The organism is Mesorhizobium sp. M1004, from assembly GCF_040318795.1.
GTDB lineage: Bacteria > Pseudomonadota > Alphaproteobacteria > Rhizobiales > Rhizobiaceae > Mesorhizobium.
On record NZ_JAMYNB010000005.1, the window covers coordinates 64,509 to 80,220 of the forward strand.

12 protein-coding genes are annotated in these 15,712 nt (G+C 61.8%); 7 read left to right on the forward strand and 5 right to left on the reverse strand.

What is annotated here, in order from left to right:
- Positions 1 to 44: 44 nt before the first annotated feature.
- Positions 45 to 1,112: a M42 family metallopeptidase gene (locus NKH54_RS11855; RefSeq protein WP_023682460.1), complete on the forward strand. Its 1,068-nt coding sequence runs from the start codon at positions 45 to 47 to the stop codon at positions 1,110 to 1,112.
- Between the two features lie 129 nt (positions 1,113 to 1,241).
- Here the strand turns inward: NKH54_RS11855 and NKH54_RS11860 are convergent, their stop codons facing one another.
- On the reverse strand, positions 1,242 to 2,066 hold the full coding sequence (locus tag NKH54_RS11860) for an SIR2 family NAD-dependent protein deacylase (protein WP_023682459.1): 825 nt from the start codon (positions 2,064 to 2,066) through the stop codon (positions 1,242 to 1,244).
- 935 nt (positions 2,067 to 3,001) lie between these two features.
- Between NKH54_RS11860 and NKH54_RS11865 the strand changes: the two genes are divergently transcribed.
- Both NKH54_RS11865 and NKH54_RS11870 read left to right on the forward strand, forming a co-directional pair.
- The gene (locus NKH54_RS11865; protein ID WP_023672674.1) at positions 3,002 to 3,172 is read left to right on the forward strand and encodes a hypothetical protein; all 171 of its coding nucleotides are present in this window, start codon (positions 3,002 to 3,004) and stop codon (positions 3,170 to 3,172) included.
- Between the two features lie 39 nt (positions 3,173 to 3,211).
- Positions 3,212 to 3,709 (forward strand): hydrolase, encoded by a 498-nt coding sequence (locus tag NKH54_RS11870; RefSeq protein ID WP_023682458.1) that lies wholly within the window; start codon positions 3,212 to 3,214, stop codon positions 3,707 to 3,709.
- Positions 3,710 to 3,906: 197 nt separating this feature from the next.
- Here the strand turns inward: NKH54_RS11870 and NKH54_RS11875 are convergent, their stop codons facing one another.
- From NKH54_RS11875 to cphA, 3 genes are read right to left on the reverse strand one after another with little or no spacing between them, the layout of a single operon-like run.
- The gene (locus NKH54_RS11875; RefSeq protein WP_023682457.1) at positions 3,907 to 4,731 is read right to left on the reverse strand and encodes a cyanophycinase; all 825 of its coding nucleotides are present in this window, start codon (positions 4,729 to 4,731) and stop codon (positions 3,907 to 3,909) included.
- Positions 4,728 to 5,627, reverse strand: a complete 900-nt coding sequence (locus NKH54_RS11880) for an isoaspartyl peptidase/L-asparaginase family protein (RefSeq protein ID WP_023682456.1) — start codon at positions 5,625 to 5,627, stop codon at positions 4,728 to 4,730. The genes NKH54_RS11875 and NKH54_RS11880 overlap by 4 nt, the downstream gene beginning before the upstream one ends.
- Entirely contained in the window at positions 5,627 to 8,404 is a 2,778-nt protein-coding gene (gene cphA, locus NKH54_RS11885; protein ID WP_050586853.1) for a cyanophycin synthetase, read from the reverse strand. Before cphA ends, NKH54_RS11880 begins: the two co-directional genes overlap by 1 nt.
- Positions 8,405 to 9,062: 658 nt before the next feature.
- On the opposite strand from cphA, the gene sdhD reads away from it, so the two are divergent.
- Positions 9,063 to 9,452 (forward strand): succinate dehydrogenase, hydrophobic membrane anchor protein, encoded by a 390-nt coding sequence (gene sdhD, locus NKH54_RS11890; protein WP_027050929.1) that lies wholly within the window; start codon positions 9,063 to 9,065, stop codon positions 9,450 to 9,452.
- A gap of 103 nt (positions 9,453 to 9,555) precedes the next feature.
- Here sdhD and ctaD read toward each other — a convergent pair whose 3' ends face one another.
- Positions 9,556 to 11,214, reverse strand: a complete 1,659-nt coding sequence (gene ctaD, locus NKH54_RS11895) for a cytochrome c oxidase subunit I (RefSeq protein ID WP_023682453.1) — start codon at positions 11,212 to 11,214, stop codon at positions 9,556 to 9,558.
- A gap of 312 nt (positions 11,215 to 11,526) precedes the next feature.
- Here ctaD and NKH54_RS11900 point away from each other — a divergent pair, with 312 nt between their 5' ends.
- From NKH54_RS11900 to NKH54_RS11910, 3 genes are all read left to right on the forward strand, one after another.
- Positions 11,527 to 12,354, forward strand: a complete 828-nt coding sequence (locus NKH54_RS11900) for a DUF2243 domain-containing protein (RefSeq protein WP_023696175.1) — start codon at positions 11,527 to 11,529, stop codon at positions 12,352 to 12,354.
- 30 nt (positions 12,355 to 12,384) lie between these two features.
- On the forward strand, positions 12,385 to 13,761 hold the full coding sequence (locus NKH54_RS11905; protein WP_023693465.1) for an NAD(P)/FAD-dependent oxidoreductase: 1,377 nt from the start codon (positions 12,385 to 12,387) through the stop codon (positions 13,759 to 13,761).
- Positions 13,762 to 14,004: 243 nt separating this feature from the next.
- The gene (locus NKH54_RS11910; RefSeq protein WP_023693464.1) at positions 14,005 to 15,516 is read left to right on the forward strand and encodes a protein adenylyltransferase SelO; all 1,512 of its coding nucleotides are present in this window, start codon (positions 14,005 to 14,007) and stop codon (positions 15,514 to 15,516) included.
- The last annotated feature ends 196 nt before the right edge of the window (positions 15,517 to 15,712 follow it).

A 15,712-nucleotide genomic window follows, 5' to 3' on the forward strand; every position in this document is an offset into this window, starting at 1 on the left:
ATGCTCGAATGGCCCTCCACCCATGAACTGTGAAAGTCAGCTTCATGCGCGATGAATCACTCAAGTTCTTGAAGAAAATTGTGGCGACCCCGTCGCCGAGCGGCTTTGAGCAACCTGTAGCGGAGCTTTTCCGCGAGTATGTTCGTCCGTATGCCCACAGGTTGACGACGGACGTCATGGGCAATGTCACAGCGATCATCAATCCTGAGGCGTCTATGCGCTTCATGTATGCCGGGCACATGGATGAGGTCGGCTTCATCGTCCACTACATCGACGATGACGGTTTTCTGTTCTTCAGCACCATAGGTGGAACGGACGTTGCCACTGAAATCGGCCAGCGTGTCTGGGTGCACGGCAAAGAGCCGATCCTGGGGGTCGTGGGTCGCAAAGCAATCCAGACCTTCAAAGCCTCTGACACGTCTCAAACACCCTCGCTGATGGAACTGTGGATCGATATCGGCGCGAGTTCGCGAGAGGAAGCGTTGAAGGTCGTAGAGGTCGGCAGCGCGGTGACTATCCATGGCGAGTTTGCAGCGCTCCAGGGCAACCTTGCTGTCGGACGAGCGTTCGACAACAAGGTCGGCCTCCTCATCGGCGCCGAGGTGCTGCGCTGCCTCTCTGAGGAGGGAGGCGTTCACCCCGGCGTGGGGCTCTATATCCTGGGTACGGTTCAAGAGGAAATCGGTTCCCGAGGCGCGATGACCTCGGCGTTCAATATCGCGCCTCGAACCGGCCTCGCAATCGATATGGGCGTGGCGATGGACTATCCGCGCGCTCGCGCCGAGGATCAGGGCAAACTGGACCTTGGGAAAGGGCCGGCAATCACTCAAGGCGCGAACACCAACCCGGTGGTGTTCAATCTGCTGAAGTCGGTGGCCGAGAAAGAGGGCCTGCCTTATCAGTTTCAGGCGGTGGGCAGCTCAAGCCCTACCGACGCGCGTGTCATGCAGCAGAACCGCGGCGGCGTCGCGAGTGGGGTGCTCTCCGTGCCTTTGCGTTACATGCATACCCCGTCCGAAGTTGTTTGCTTGGATGATGTGCAAACGACGATTGACTTGGTTTGTGCATATTGCCGGCAATTGACGCCGGAGATCGACTTCACGCCAAGATGATCGCTGCGGGATTGATTGTGGAAGTCGTGGCTCCAACAGTCGCCGATCTGGCGCCTGTCGGCCACCGCCCGGTTCGTCGGTCACCGCGCACCTGCGAAAACCCAACCACGGTCCACTGGGGAGCGCGCCTCAGGTCACCGCGACCGCTTCCACCAAACGCCTGAGGAAATCCGTCAGACCGGCTTCAGGATCATCACCTGCGCCAACGAGCACCGAAATACCCCAGCGCCCAAGCACGGCCTCCTCCACAGGGTTGCGGCTGGGCATGAAGATGAACGAAGGGGGACGATCTTTCTCATATCCAGACCGGTGCCAGGTTTGCCAAAGCCGGTGCAACAGCAGCCGGATGTTTGGATCGGAGAGGCTATAGCCAATGAACAGGATCGTGCTGCCGAGAGCGTCGGAGCGAAAGCGGACATCAAGGGGAGAATTGAAGGACAGGCGGTCAAGATAGTCGGTTTCGGTGAGGACAAGGGAAGAGTCCTCGTCAAAGTCGCCGTGAAATTTCACGATGTGCGTTATGCCTCGACGGGCCTGCGCAACGTGCCGTGCGTTGGCCACTTTCACGTACTCTCGACCGTGGATTTCAAAAGCGAGTTCCAGGTTCCGGTCATAGTTCGTCGTATAGATGACGGGAAAATCGAGCGTCACGATGAGACGGTGCAATTCCGATTTCTCGATCCGTTCCTTGGCGACAGACCAGTTTCTGTCCATCCAACTGCGAAGTGGTCCGATGCTGCCATGCTTGATCCGATAGTATTCGGCCAAGGTCTGAAAACGATCGCGTCGCGTGGAAAATTCATCGTCGACGCCGAGCTCCTTTGCCATTCGCTCGATGAGCTTCTCCCAAGACGGAAGTCCGACGCTGATCGATACCCCCGCCCCCACAAACAAAATTGCGCTGCGATGACGAATTGCATTGGCGAGCGAATTTATAGGATCATCATCGTTCATGGATAGGTCCTCCGAAGCCACTCGCGTGGGCCGGACCTAAAGGTGCGTGCCCCGTGAGCGGATCGTGGACGCGGCCCCGCAATTCGAGCCAGCACGGCGCACTGCGGGAGCATCGTGCTCCGCCCTCATCGACGAAATCGGATCGACCACGCACCAGCCAGCCCAGAGGGGGCGGCCCTTGCAGTCCTGCCGAGCCGCTTGCCACCCGAACCGAGGTAGCGGCCGCGAGGACACTGGCTGTGAACTGGAACCGGCGGTGTTGCGGTTTACTGGCCACGTTGATTCAGTTCTGCGCCAGCCATATTGCGCAAAACTCTATCGAGTTTCGCATTCACCAAGAGGTTGCGCCGCTTCGCGCCGATAAAGATGGCGAGAGAGTAAATCATTGTAAGAACAGAGATCATCGTCATTCCGGCCTAAACATCAGCGGCCGGAGATGTTCCATGCGCCCGGAAATATTCCAGTGCAGGTGTTTTTAAATCGCCGAAGCTACGCGCTCAATGCGCGGTTGGTTTCGTGTCCAGGGCGGACGAATTAGCGCAAGGCGGTATTCATCCTCCCACATCGGCGGCGGACTGAAGCGAAATGCTGGTTGTGTCCCCCAGAATTGCAATGAAACGCCGATGCTTTGCATGCGGCCCGGAACAAATGCTCGCTTGCACAGTTCGAGCCATGCAGCGGTCGACCCCCGCGCTGCAAGATCGGTAGCCCGATCGCCCGCGCCGGCCCCTCCCACGGCGCGGGCTTTCGTTTGAATTCACGCTGTCGGGGTTGGAGTCGCTCCGCCGTTGTCGCGAGCCGGCTGATATACGCGCTGTCCGGGGCTCGCGGGATGCCGGCGACATCGGCATTCGCGCAGTCCGGCAGGTCAGCCGATGCACGGGAACAACGCGGCACTGTGATGGTTTGGTGGCCTCGGAAGGTGGCAGAGAACGATGGGCAAAAAGCCCAAACAGCACGCAAAATCCACGGCGGATCGCGAAAAGGCGATCGAGGCGCTCTACTTCGCGCGCAAGTGCGGCCTTACGAAGGAAGAGGCACTCAAGATGCTTAGGGAAGCCCCGATCGGGATCGATGATGAAGCCGAAGAGCGCTCCGGCAGTTAGACGCGATCGCCGGTCGCGCGTCGCAGCCGGCCGCGGCGCATGATCTTCTTCACTTCCGATACGCATTTCAACGATCCGCGCATTCTGCGCCTCGACCGGCGTCCCTTCGCCTCGTTGGTCGATCATGACCAGGCGCTGGTTGCGTTTTGGAACGAAACGGTTGGCCCGAACGACGAGGTCTGGCACCTCGGCGATTTCGCCAAGGGTCCAGCCGAGACCGTGTCTTCACTGCTGTCGTCTCTTAACGGGTCCAAGCACCTGATAATTGGCAACAATGATGGCGCCGCCACCATTGGCGACCCGGCCTGGGCGAGCGTGCACCACTACATGGAGCTTCTTGTCGAGGGCAGCTTGCTGGTTCTGTGCCACTATCCTTTTCGCACCTGGAACCAGATCGGCAAGAGGTCGGTAAACCTGCACGGTCATTCGCACGGTCGTCTGAAGCCGATGACGCGCCAGCATGATGTCGGCGTCGACGCATGGGGGTTTCGTCCGGTAACCTTTGCTGCCATTCAGGCCAGTCGCCGGCGGGGTTAGCCCGACAGAACGCCGGGCGAGCGAAGGTCTTCAGCTTAGCGGGATTGGAGCCGACGAGAGGCCGTCTGTAATCCTGCCGGACCCGCAACAATGCGACAATTCTGGTTGGGCGACTTCAAATAGGAGAACTGCTTCATATATGCGGTTTTCGCGGTACGCGGACCGCGCCGCACCATCAGCTTGAGTGTGGCGAAGTCTTACGGAAGCCCTACCGGCCGTCGCAGCGCGAGATCGAACCCGTCGCCTGAGCTCAGCACGTGAACCCTAAGATCATGGATGGAAAGGGCGGCATCAGGCTCACCTTCCGCGATGTTGGAATGCGTCACGCCGGCTGCATCGACCAGATAGACAGCGCCGCTGCCGATGACCTTGAACATCTCGCCCTTCACCACGATCGCGGTGTCTTCATCGATGCCGATGCCGAGGACGCGCGGGTTCTGCGACACCGCCCCGATGAGCCGCCCAATGCGGCCCCGTTCCGCAAAGTGCTGGTCGATAATTACATTCGGCAGCAGGCCCAGTCCCGGCGCCATCCGAATGTGGCCGATCCGAAAGGAGGCTGCGTTCGGCCCCTTCACCATCATCGTGTCGCTCATGACCGACGCGCCCGCGGAGGTGCCGGCAATGACGCCGCCGGCTTCATAGATTTCGTGCACCCGCTCGTCGATGGGCGTGTCGCCGATCTGGCTGGTGATCCGGAGTTGGTCGCCGCCGGAGAAGAACACCGCGCTCACGTTTGCGAGCGCACTTATTTTCTTTTCATGAGCTGCCTCGAGGCGGTCGTTGACGTAGAGTTCGATGACATCCTTGATGCCCAGCTCACCGAAGGACCTCTGATACTTCTCGAGATAGCCATCCGGCTCATGAGACGCGATGGTGGCAAGCACCAGGCGGCCGTTCGGAACCAGGCTCGCTACCTCCTTCAAGATGACACGATCGCCATCATGGTCCTCGTGGCCGCCGATGATGACGAGCGTTCCAGCTTTACCGTTCGAGGATCGTTTTTTCTTCTTGTCGGTCATTTGCCCACGTCTTTCTTGCGCAGGAAAACGTGCGGGTGGTTGTCCTCGCTGGTCATGAAAGCGACTGCGAACTCCCTGCTGTTATGCGCCCATCCAGACACGCCGGTCGCGGTAAGCACGATGGCTCCGGCTTCGCCGCCGATCGCCTCGACTTCCTTGAGCGCGGGATTCAGCACCTGCTCCAGGCCGCCTTCAGCCTGTCCCGAGGACAATGCCTGCCGCGCCGAGAGTGACTGCATGACACGGGCCGCGAGAGCCTTTCGCGCAATATGCTCACCGTCTCCCGAGAAGGCGACGGCTCCCAACCGGTTGTCGGCATAGTAGCCGCAACCGGGTTGCGGAGAATCCCCCACACGACCCGGAGCACTGCCGTCCAGTCCGCCGGTCGAAGTGCCCACGGCGATGTCCCCGTACTGATCCAGGGCAACCACACCGATCGTATCCTTCGCCTCCGACTTGCTGGAGGCGTCGCGCTGCTGCGGCGTGATCAAATCCGCCGGATCGCAAAGCTCCAGCTGCTTGTCGGCGGCGAAACGCCGGGCCCCCTCCGACGCCAGCAGGATCGGCTCCTCATGCAGCATTGCCTTCGCGACACTGATTGGATGGCGCACGCCCTTGATCACTGCGACGGCACCCACATTGAAGTCCCTGCCCTCCATCAGGCCAGCGCACATCTCGACCTCGCCGTCCGAATTGAGGGCACTTCCATATCCCGCATTGAACGTCGGGTCCGCCTCGAGGATGCGACCGGCCGCTTCCACGGCATCGACCGCCGTTCCGCCGCCGGCCAGGACGGCCCGACCTGCCTCGAGTGCCTCGATGCATCCGTTGCGATGCGCCTCCTCCTCTTGCGGATCGATCTCCTTGGCGCCGCCGTGCAGGATCAGCGACCACATCAGCCAGCCCTCAGATGGCGAATATGGGTCTGATCGGGCCCTCCCCTCGAAGGCGTCGCGCCTCCGAAGCCGGTTACCTGCCGCCACACGGCTTCAACGTCGTCGACGGTCAGCACGACAAGGTCGTTTTCCCGTGCAAGCCTGAGACACACGTCGACGGCCTCCTTCTCGGGACAGACGGCGTGAATGCGGCCTGGGGCGCAGCCGGCGTTCAAGGCACCTTCCCGCAGCAAGCCGGCGATCGCTCCGGGGGCTCGGCCGCGCAGCTCCTGCTCATCCTCCTTGAAGACGATGACGTCGAATATCCGCGAAGCGATCGCGCCCATCTCGCGTATGTCGCAATCGCGGCGGTCGCCCGGTATGGCGACCAGGCCGATCGTGCGCTGATAGCCGCGCCTCATGTGGGAAACGAGCTTTCCGAGCGCCTTCAGCCCCTCCGGATTGTGCGCATAGTCGACGATGGTGCGGAAACCATGTCCGTCGAAGACGTTGAGGCGACCGGGAGATTGCTCGAACGAGGTGCCAAACTCGGCCAGCGCCGCCCGGATCGTTGCCGCCGGAACGTCGTGGCAATGCGCCATGGCGACGGCTGCCAGGCTGTTGGCAACGTTGAATTCGGCCGAACCCTCGAAGGTCGCGGGAATTTCGTCGACGCTCATCAAGAACATCGATTCCCCATCCTCGTGGATGAAAATGTCCCAGCCGTCGCTGCTGGGCTCCCGCGTCACGGCGCGGCCGCCTTCCGCCAGGTGGCTGCGCAAGAAACCGGGCCACTCGCTCCTGCTCGCCAGCGAGAAGTAGCAGATCCTGCCGCCGGCATCGCGCGACATTGCGGACGTATGGACGTCGTCGGCATTGAGAATGCTCCATCCGCCGCGGCGGACGGACTCGACCACGACCGATTTCACCTCCGCCAGGTCCTCGATTGTGTCGATGCCCCTCAGCCCGAGATGATCGCCGTGGACGTTCAGCACCGCGCCAACATCGCATGCATCGAAGGCAAGCCCTTCGCGCAGGATGCCGCCGCGTGCACATTCCAGCACCGCGACATCGACACCCGGCTCGCGCAGCACGATCCTGGCGCTCTGCGGGCCTGAGCAATCGCCTGTGATGATTCGTTCGCCGTTCAGGTACACGCCGGTGGTCGAGGTGAGCCCGACGGTTGCGCCATTCGCCTGCAGGATGTGCGCCAGCATTCTGGCAGTGGTCGACTTGCCGTTGGTCCCGGTGATCGCGAAGATCGGAATCCGGCCGTCCTTGCCGCCTTTGAAGAGAAGATCGAGCACGGGCCGTGCGACGTTGCGGGCGCGCCCCGACGAGGGTTCGAGATGCATGCGAAAGCCAGGACCGGCATTCACCTCTATGATGCCGCCGCCGGTTTCGCTCACCGGCCGTGAGATGTCGGGACAGACGAAGTCGATCCCGGCAATGTCGAGGCCGACGATCTGTGCCGCCCGCCTGGCGATCAGCGCGTTTTCGGGATGGATTTCTTCCGTTCGGTCGATCGCGGTCCCACCGGTGGAGAGATTGGCGGTGGGCCGCAAGAGCACCATTTGACCCGGCGCTGGAACGCTCGCCAGGGTGAGCTGCGATTTTGACAGGAAATGCTCGACACATTCGTCGATCTCGATGCGGGTCAATACCGAGGAATGGCCCTCTCCCCTTCGTGGGTCGCGGTTCGTCTCCTCGACGAGCTCGGCGACAGAACTCCGGCCATCGCCGACCACATGGGCCGGAACCCTCTCGGCGAGCGCCACCACCTTTCCGCCGATCACCAGGATCCTGTGGTCCGAGCCGACGAAATGCTGCTCGACTATAACGCTACGGCTGTGTTCTCGCGCCTGTTCGAAGCCCCAGCGGACCTCGTCTTCTGTTGCCAGACCGATGTTGACGCCGCTTCCATGATTGCCATCGAGTGGTTTGGTGACCACGGGGTAGCCCAGCCGTGCTGCCGCCGCGACTGCGTCCTGCGCCGATCGCACCAGCTCCCCGCGTGGCACCGGCAGGCCGGCCTGTTGCAGCAGGAATTTGGTCAGGTCCTTGTCCGAGGCGATCTCGGTCGCAATCTCGGAAGTGAGGTCGCTGCAACTGGCGCGGATCCGCTTCTGATGCTTTCCGTGACCAAACAGCACGAGGCTGCTGTCGTCGATCCGCGCGGCGGGTATGCCCCGCCTCTCGGCCTCGCGCACCAAGGAAGCAGTCGTAGGCCCCAAGGCACGCTCGGCGGCCAGACGCTTGAGCTGCTGCAGCCTGGCTGCGAACTCGAATGGCCCCTGCGTTTCCGCAATGTCGCCGAGCCCCTCGACACCATGCAGATTGGCCGGCAGCAGGCTGTCCACCAGTTCGAGCGCGACGCGTCCGGCGAGCAGCCCGACAAGCTCATCCTTGTAGGCGAACATGACGTTATAAGTGCCGGGACTGCCTTTGACCGACCGTGTCTTTCCTCGTGTCACCCGGTGACCGAGCATGCTCTGCAGTTCCAGGGCGACATGCTCGACGACGTGGCCGAGCCAGGTTCCTTCCTGCATGCGGCGGACGAAGCCGCCGGCGGCGCCATAGCTGCAGCCATGGCCCGCAAGGCCGGGCAACAGTCGGACGATTTGTTCGGAAAACCCGGGCAGTTTGTCTGTCGGGAACGCCTCAAGGGCTCCGAGGTCGATCCGAATCTGGACCATTGGCGTCATACTATAGAGGTGCGGCCCGCGAAACACGCGGGCGTCCACGACGCGGATAGGGCGAAAACGCGAGGCGCCCCGATGAATTTCTTTGTCCGACATAGTCCGTTTCTCCTGACTAACTCCGCAACATCCGGAGGATCGGTTAGTTCCCGGCTCTTTCAGCCCAAATATTTTTGCAGGAGAGAGAAACAAAAGTGGCCGTTAACATATGTTGGCCCAAGAACACCCTCTGGTCATCTCGGCCACGTGCGGTCGCTGTTCTGAGGGCTACTTATCTCTCGGGACGAGGCGGGCCAGGCATTCGCTCGTTTTCACAAGCATTCGCCGGGCACATCGCGCCCGTTGAGCTAGTGCCCGGCTTTAGCTCATGGCGACCCATTGTGCGGGTCCAGCACTGAGGCATTAATCTTCAGCACGCCTTCGGCACCCGGGAACATTTCCAGACGCGTCAGGTTTGGAACCATCCTTGCACCGGAACTACAGCCATGCAGAGTCGAAAATCGGTGAAGGCCGCGCTCGTCAAGGAGATCGACGCGGTCCGCCTTCGTATCTCGCTGCTTGAAAGCGAGCTATGCAGAGATGGCAGACCCAGGCAAATTGGATGGCGTTCAGGATACGAACTGAACGCCCACAAAGCCCGCCTTGTTCGACTGGAGACCGTGCTTGCCCACTATCCGTCGGCACCGACGGCCCGGGCATCGAAACAGCAACAGCTTGAGTTGCGCGCAAGGCAACCAAGTAGTTTTGGGGAAACGCCATGGCTGACAGACCCTCAATCAGAACTCCGCTAGCTCGAGTGCGGGGGCTTGGATCGGCGAAACACGGAACCGAAACGTTCATGCTGGAGCGGCTGACATCTGCTGCCCTGTTGATCCTTGTCATTTACATCGTCGCGGTCGTTATAATGCTGGTCGGTGAGCCTCGAGACGCCGTCCTCAGCGTCGTAGGATCGATCTATGTCGCGCCAGCCCTTATTGGCTTCATTCTCGTAAGCTGCGTTCACATGCGGCTTGGAATGCAATCGATCATCGAAGATTACTGCCATGCCACCGTGCTCAAATCGCTTCTTCTGATCGCCAATTGGTTATTCTGCTGGGCAGTCGCGCTCGCAAGCTTGTTCGCTGTGCTGTTAATCAGCTTCAGATAGCGATCCGGTTCTCAGCTGCAGCCAACGTCTGCCACCAGCAGGCTGAAGTTCGCCTCAGCGGCGAACCGGGCTGGCTTGCGCAAAGGAGTTCGACAACCCGGCCTCATCTGATTTGCGGCAGCCTGTCCCATTGATGGAAAGGGGGTGGAGAGGTCAGCTCCCACTCCAATGTGGTAGCTCCTGGCCCCCATGGGTTCATGCCGGCGGCTCTTTGCCGGTAGAAAGCTTCCAAGATGCCGAAGAGGAAAATCACGACACTCGCGGCCGACAGGTACGATCCATACGAGGACACCATGTTCCAGCCGGCGAATGCGTCGGGATAGTCGACATAACGACGCGGCATGCCAGCCAATCCAAGGAAGTGATGGGGGAAGAAGACGAGGTTCACGCCGACGAAGGTCGTCCAGAAATGGACCCCAGCCAGAAGCGGGTTGTAGAGATATCCCGTCATTTTCGGAAACCAGTAATACCAGCCCGCGAAGATGCCGAAGATCGCTCCCAGTGAAAGTATGTAGTGGAAATGCGCGACGACGAAGTATGTGTCGTGCAGTTCACGGTCGAGGCCGGCATTTGCGAGTTGAACGCCCGTCACCCCGCCTACGGTGAACAGGAATATGAAGCCGAGGGCCCAGAGCATCGGCGTCCGCAGGCTGACCGAACCGCCCCACATGGTTGCAATCCAGGAGAACACTTTTATCCCGGTCGGCACTGCGATCACCATCGTGGCGAAGGTGAAGTAGCGCTGCGTGTCGAGGCCTATCCCGCTGGTGTACATATGGTGGGCCCAGACGACGAAGCCGATCACCCCGATCGCCACGATTGCGTAGACCATCCCGAGATACCCGAAGATCGGCTTTCGCGAGAAGGTCGAGATCACCTGGCTGACGATGCCGAACGCCGGCAGGATCATGATGTAGACTTCCGGGTGGCCGAAGAACCAGAAGAGATGCTGGTACAGCAGCGGGTCGCCTCCGCCGTCCGGCGCGAAGAACGTGGTTCCGAAATTGCGGTCGGTCAGGAGCATGGTGATGGCGCCGGCCAGCACCGGCAGAGCCAGCAGCAGCAGGAAGGCGGTGATGAGGATCGACCACACAAACAGGGGCATCTTGTGCAGGGTCATCCCCGGCGCGCGCATGTTGAAGATGGTGGTGATGAAATTGATGGCTCCCAGGATCGAAGAGGCGCCCGCAATGTGCAGAGACAGGATGACCAGATCCACGGCGGGACCGGGATGGCCGGAGGTCGACAGCGGCGGGTACAGGAACCAGCCGGTCCCAGGGCCATAGCCGCCGGGGACGCTGGGCATGAAGATCGACAATAAAAGCAGCATCAATGCCGGCGGCAGCAGCCAGAACGAGATGTTGTTCATGCGCGGGAAGGCCATGTCGGGGGCGCCGATCATGATCGGAACCATCCAGTTGGCGAAGCCGCCGATCAGGGCGGGCATCACAGTGTAGAAGATCATGATCAGCGCGTGGGCCGTGGTGAAGACGTTGTAAAGCTGCTTGCCGGCGTCGATCGCCGCGTCGCCCTGGTAACCGTAGATCATCGACGCCAGTCCGGGGAAAAACTGGATCCCGGGTTGCTGCAGCTCGATTCGCATGCTCACCGACAAGAGCATGCCGATCACCCCCGCGATGAAAGCGAAGACCAGATAGAGTGTGCCGATGTCCTTGTGGTTGGTCGAAAACAGCCATCGGGTGATGCCGCTCGGCTGATGGCCGTCGAGACCGCCCGGATCTGCCGCCGTATATTCGTTCATGACCTTCTCCGCTTGAGCCGTCCGTCGCCAGCATCGAACCGTGCTGGAACTTGATTGTTCCCTCCACCGAACCGACAGCCAGGAACATTCCACGGAAGCCGCTGTTAGGTTCCGCGCGGCCGACCCTGCGCGGCTGAGGATCGACGTCCATGCTGGCGATAATTGCTGCGACACTGGTTCTGACTACGGTGGTTGGTGGGCTGATATCCGCCTTCTGGCTCGAGGCGCGTCATGGTCTCCATGACCCCATGCCGCCGGACATGTCGGTGCCCAGGCAACTGAACGCCCCGGCCTGGAGCCGGTGGTCCTGACATGGACGCGATCACCGCGACACTCGACCCGAGAACGCGAGCCGGCTGGCTGCTGCTCGGCTTCGCGCTCGGCGGTTTCTTCGACGGCATCGTCCTGCATCAGATCCTGCAATGGCATCATCTTCTCTCGGGCGTCGCCGATCCGGTGGGTTCCGACCTGCGCTTCCAGATCATGGCCGACGGCCTCTTCCATCTTTTCATGTATGTGCTCGCCGTCGCCGGCACGGTGCTGCTGGTGGCCGCGAGGGCGGCCGGCGCGCGGCCCGGGACCACCACGGAGATCCTGCGGCTCGCCTTCGCCGGGTTCGGCGTCTGGCATGTCGTCGATGCCGTCGTGTTTCACTGGCTGCTGGGTCTGCACCGGATCAAGATGAACAGCGACTTGCCGCTCGCCTGGGATATTGCGTGGCTGGTCATCTTCGGCATCGTGCCGCTTGTGTTGGTGCTGGTGCTGCCCAACCGCGGCGGACCGGCACGCGGTGCTTCGGCAGCGCTTACCAGCATCGTCCTGCTCGCGGGATTGGCAGCCGGCGCCGGCCCGTTCTTCAACGGTGCCGCCAATTCCATCATCGTCTTTCGGGCCGGGATGGAACCGGCGGCGATGATGCGGGCCGTTGAAGTCGCCGACGCCCATCTCAAATGGGTCGACGCCAGCGGCACCATCTGGGCGGTCGACCGCGTCTCATGGCGCGGGTTGGTATCCCTTCACGCGCGCGGCGCCCTTGTGGTCAGCACGACGCCTGTCATTGCCGGATGCCTCGCCTGGACCGATGCCGCCGGAATGAGCAGTAGCTCCAGCCAGCAGCGAGGCACTCCTGCCAGGCTATGACTTCCGGACAGGGATAGGGGAGTATCAAGCATGCAGTTCGCCACCGAGAGCAGCCACGGCCGGAGCCTGACACCGCGCATCGTCGTGGTCGGCGGAGGCTTTGCCGGTCTGGAGGTTGCCAAGGCGCTTGGCAAGGCGGAAATCGGGGTGACGATCATCGACCGCCACAATCACCACCTGTTCCAGCCCTTGCTCTATCAGGTTGCAACCGCCGCCTTGTCGGCGCCTGATATCGCCGAGCCCATCCGCAAGATCCTGGGCCGCTATCCCTCGGTTCAGGTCCTCTTCGGCGATGTCACCGAGATCGGCACCGAGGCCAGGATACTGGTGCTGGCCGATGGGACCACGGTCCCCTACGACATCCTGGTCTTGGCCACTGGTTCGCAGCCATTCTATTTCGGCCAGGAGAGCTGGGCTCGGGTTTGTCCCGGTTTGAAGACCATCGAGGACGCGCGCACGATCCGGTCACGGCTGCTGCTATCGTTCGAGCACGCGGAACGGACCACCGATCCAGTCGAGCAATCCCGGCTGATGACGATCGCCATTATCGGCGGCGGCCCGACCGGTGTCGAACTGGCGGGCTCGATCGCCGAACTCAGCCGGCACACACTGGCGCGCGACTTCCGCAACATCCGGCCCGAGAAGACAAGGATCATACTGGTAGAAGCCGGCGAGCGTCTGCTCGCCGGATTCGCCCCGGAGCTTTCCAGATATGCACGTCTGCGCCTTGAAAGCCTGGGCGTCGAGGTCGCGCTCGGCAACCGGGTCGAGGCGATCGAAGCGCATCAGATCACCGTCGGCGGCCAGGTGATCCCGGTGGCCTTGACGCTCTGGGCCGCCGGGGTGGCGGCTTCTCCGCTGGTCGCCCAGCTTGGTGTCGGGCTCGACCGCGGCGGTCGGGTGAAGGTCGAATCCGACCTGCAGGTCGTCGGCCATCCCGATGTCTTCGCGCTTGGCGACGTCGCACTGGTCCTCGATGGGAACGGCCAGCCATTGCCGGGTCTTGCCCAGGTCGCCAAGCAGCAGGGCGAGCACCTCGGCAAGGCACTGGCACGCCGGATAGATGCTGGCGATACGCTGCCCGCTTTTGTCTTCAGCAATCGAGGCAACACGGCCATTGTCGGCCGCCACGCTGCCGTGTTCGAATCGGGCAGGCTGAAACTGAAAGGCTGGTTCGCCTGGTCTGCCTGGGCGCTCATCCATGTCTACCTGCTCGTCGGTTTTCAGCACCGCGTTCAGGTCTCGATCCAGTGGCTCTGGCGCTACCTAACCTATGAGCGTGGCGCCCGGCTCATCGCCGAGGAGCGAGTCGAACCGGGTTCGAAATCATCGCCGGGAGCGGCCCCGAGAGAGCCGCTGCCAACCAAGGCAGACGCCGCCCCGGCATTGCACGCCCGCACTGACTAGATTGCCGGGTGCTCAGTTCGGAGACAGTGGCGATGCGGGGGTCAGCTCTGGATTCCGCCACGGCCCGTCGTCCCACGGCAGCCCGAACCTCGATAGTTGAGGCGGGTGGTTCCCAGCTTGTATCCGGTGCCGGCCTGATGGATCCGGATGGCACCAACGACGTTGCGTCCCTATATGAACAAATGAACACAGGCTCCTCGAAACGGGATCTGTTGAACCCCTCCTCTTCAGAGACAGCTCGTCATGACGTCACCTGCGACTGCTGAACAACCCCCGGTCATTCAGACGGGGCTTCCCGCCCTGAGCAACAGCTATGCGCAATTGCCGGAGCGCTTCTTCGCGCAAACAGATCCGAAGCCGGTGTCCGAACCGCGGCTGATCCGGTTCAACCGGCACCTCGCGGAGGAACTCGGGCTCGATGCCGACCAGCTTACCAGCCCGGATGGAGTGGCGATGCTTGCCGGCAACAGATTTCCGGAAGGGTTGCAAGCAATCGCCCTGGCCTATGCGGGCCACCAGTTCGGAAACTTCGTGCCTCAGCTTGGCGACGGGCGCGCCCTGCTGCTTGGCGAAGTGGTGGACGTCAACGGCGTTCGCCGTGACATCCAGCTGAAAGGATCGGGACCAACGCGGTTCTCGCGCAACGGCGACGGCCGCGCCGCACTCGGCCCTGTCCTGCGCGAATATGTCGTCAGCGAAGCGATGGGGGCGCTCGGCATTCCGACGACGCGAAGCCTTGCGGCGGTGCTCACCGGCGACCCGGTCTATCGCGAGGTCCGGCTGCCCGGCGCCGTCCTGACACGGGTGGCGGCAAGCCATATCAGGATCGGCACGTTCCAATATTTCGCCGCGCGCCACGACACCGAGGCGCTCAAGATACTGGCCGACTATGCCATTCAGCGTCACTTCCCACAGCTGGCGGGGGAAGCACGGCCGTACCGGGCTTTGCTGGAGGCCGTTGTCGCCGCACAGGCGGACCTGGTGGCGCGCTGGATGCTGGTCGGCTTCATCCATGGCGTCATGAACACCGACAACATGTCGATCTCGGGCGAGACGATCGACTATGGCCCATGCGCCTTCATGGACGCTTACGACCCCAGCGCGGTGTTCAGTTCGATAGACCGCGCCGGTCGCTATGCCTATGCCAACCAGCCTCGTGTCGCCACATGGAACCTTGCGCGCTTTGCCGAGACCCTGCTGCCGCTCATGAGCACGGACGAGAATGAAGCAGTGTCTGAAGCGGAAGAGGTGCTGAGGTCGTTCCAGGCCTCCTATGAGGCTGTGTTGCAGCGCGGCTTCCGCAGAAAACTCGGACTGCTGACCGAAGCGGAAGGCGACTTGCAGCTCGCTGCCGACTTTCTGGATGTGCTGGCTCTCGGCGAAGCGGATTTTACGCTCGGCTTCCGGCGCCTGGGCGATGACCTCGACGCTGCGGACGGCCAAGGCACGGCGCGGCAGTTGTTTAAGGATCCAGGTGCATTCGATGCCTGGTCGGCGCGGTGGCGCCAGCGCATCGCAAGCGAGGGCGACACGGCCACGCGCCGTTCTGCCATGCAATCGGTCAATCCCAAATTCATCCCCCGCAATCATCGCATCGAGGCGATGATCCAGGCGGCGTTGGGCGGCGACTTCAGACCGTTCGAGGAGATTCTGGCGGTCGTCAGCCGTCCCTTCGATGAGCAGCCGGGAATGGAACGCTTTGCTGAGCCGCCACGCCCGGATGAGCGCGTCCTGCAGACATTCTGCGGTACATGAGACATTCGTGATGGTCGCTTAACATGTGCAAATGCGGAAGACCCATTTGCAAGCTATCGTCACGGGCACTCTCGTAGGGGCTGAGCTATGACGATCATAGAATTGGCATTCGAATTGCTGGCACGGAAGCTCGTAGACCGTACCGGAATATCAGACGAAGATGCTCGAGACCTTGTCGCAGCCATGGGAGCTGACT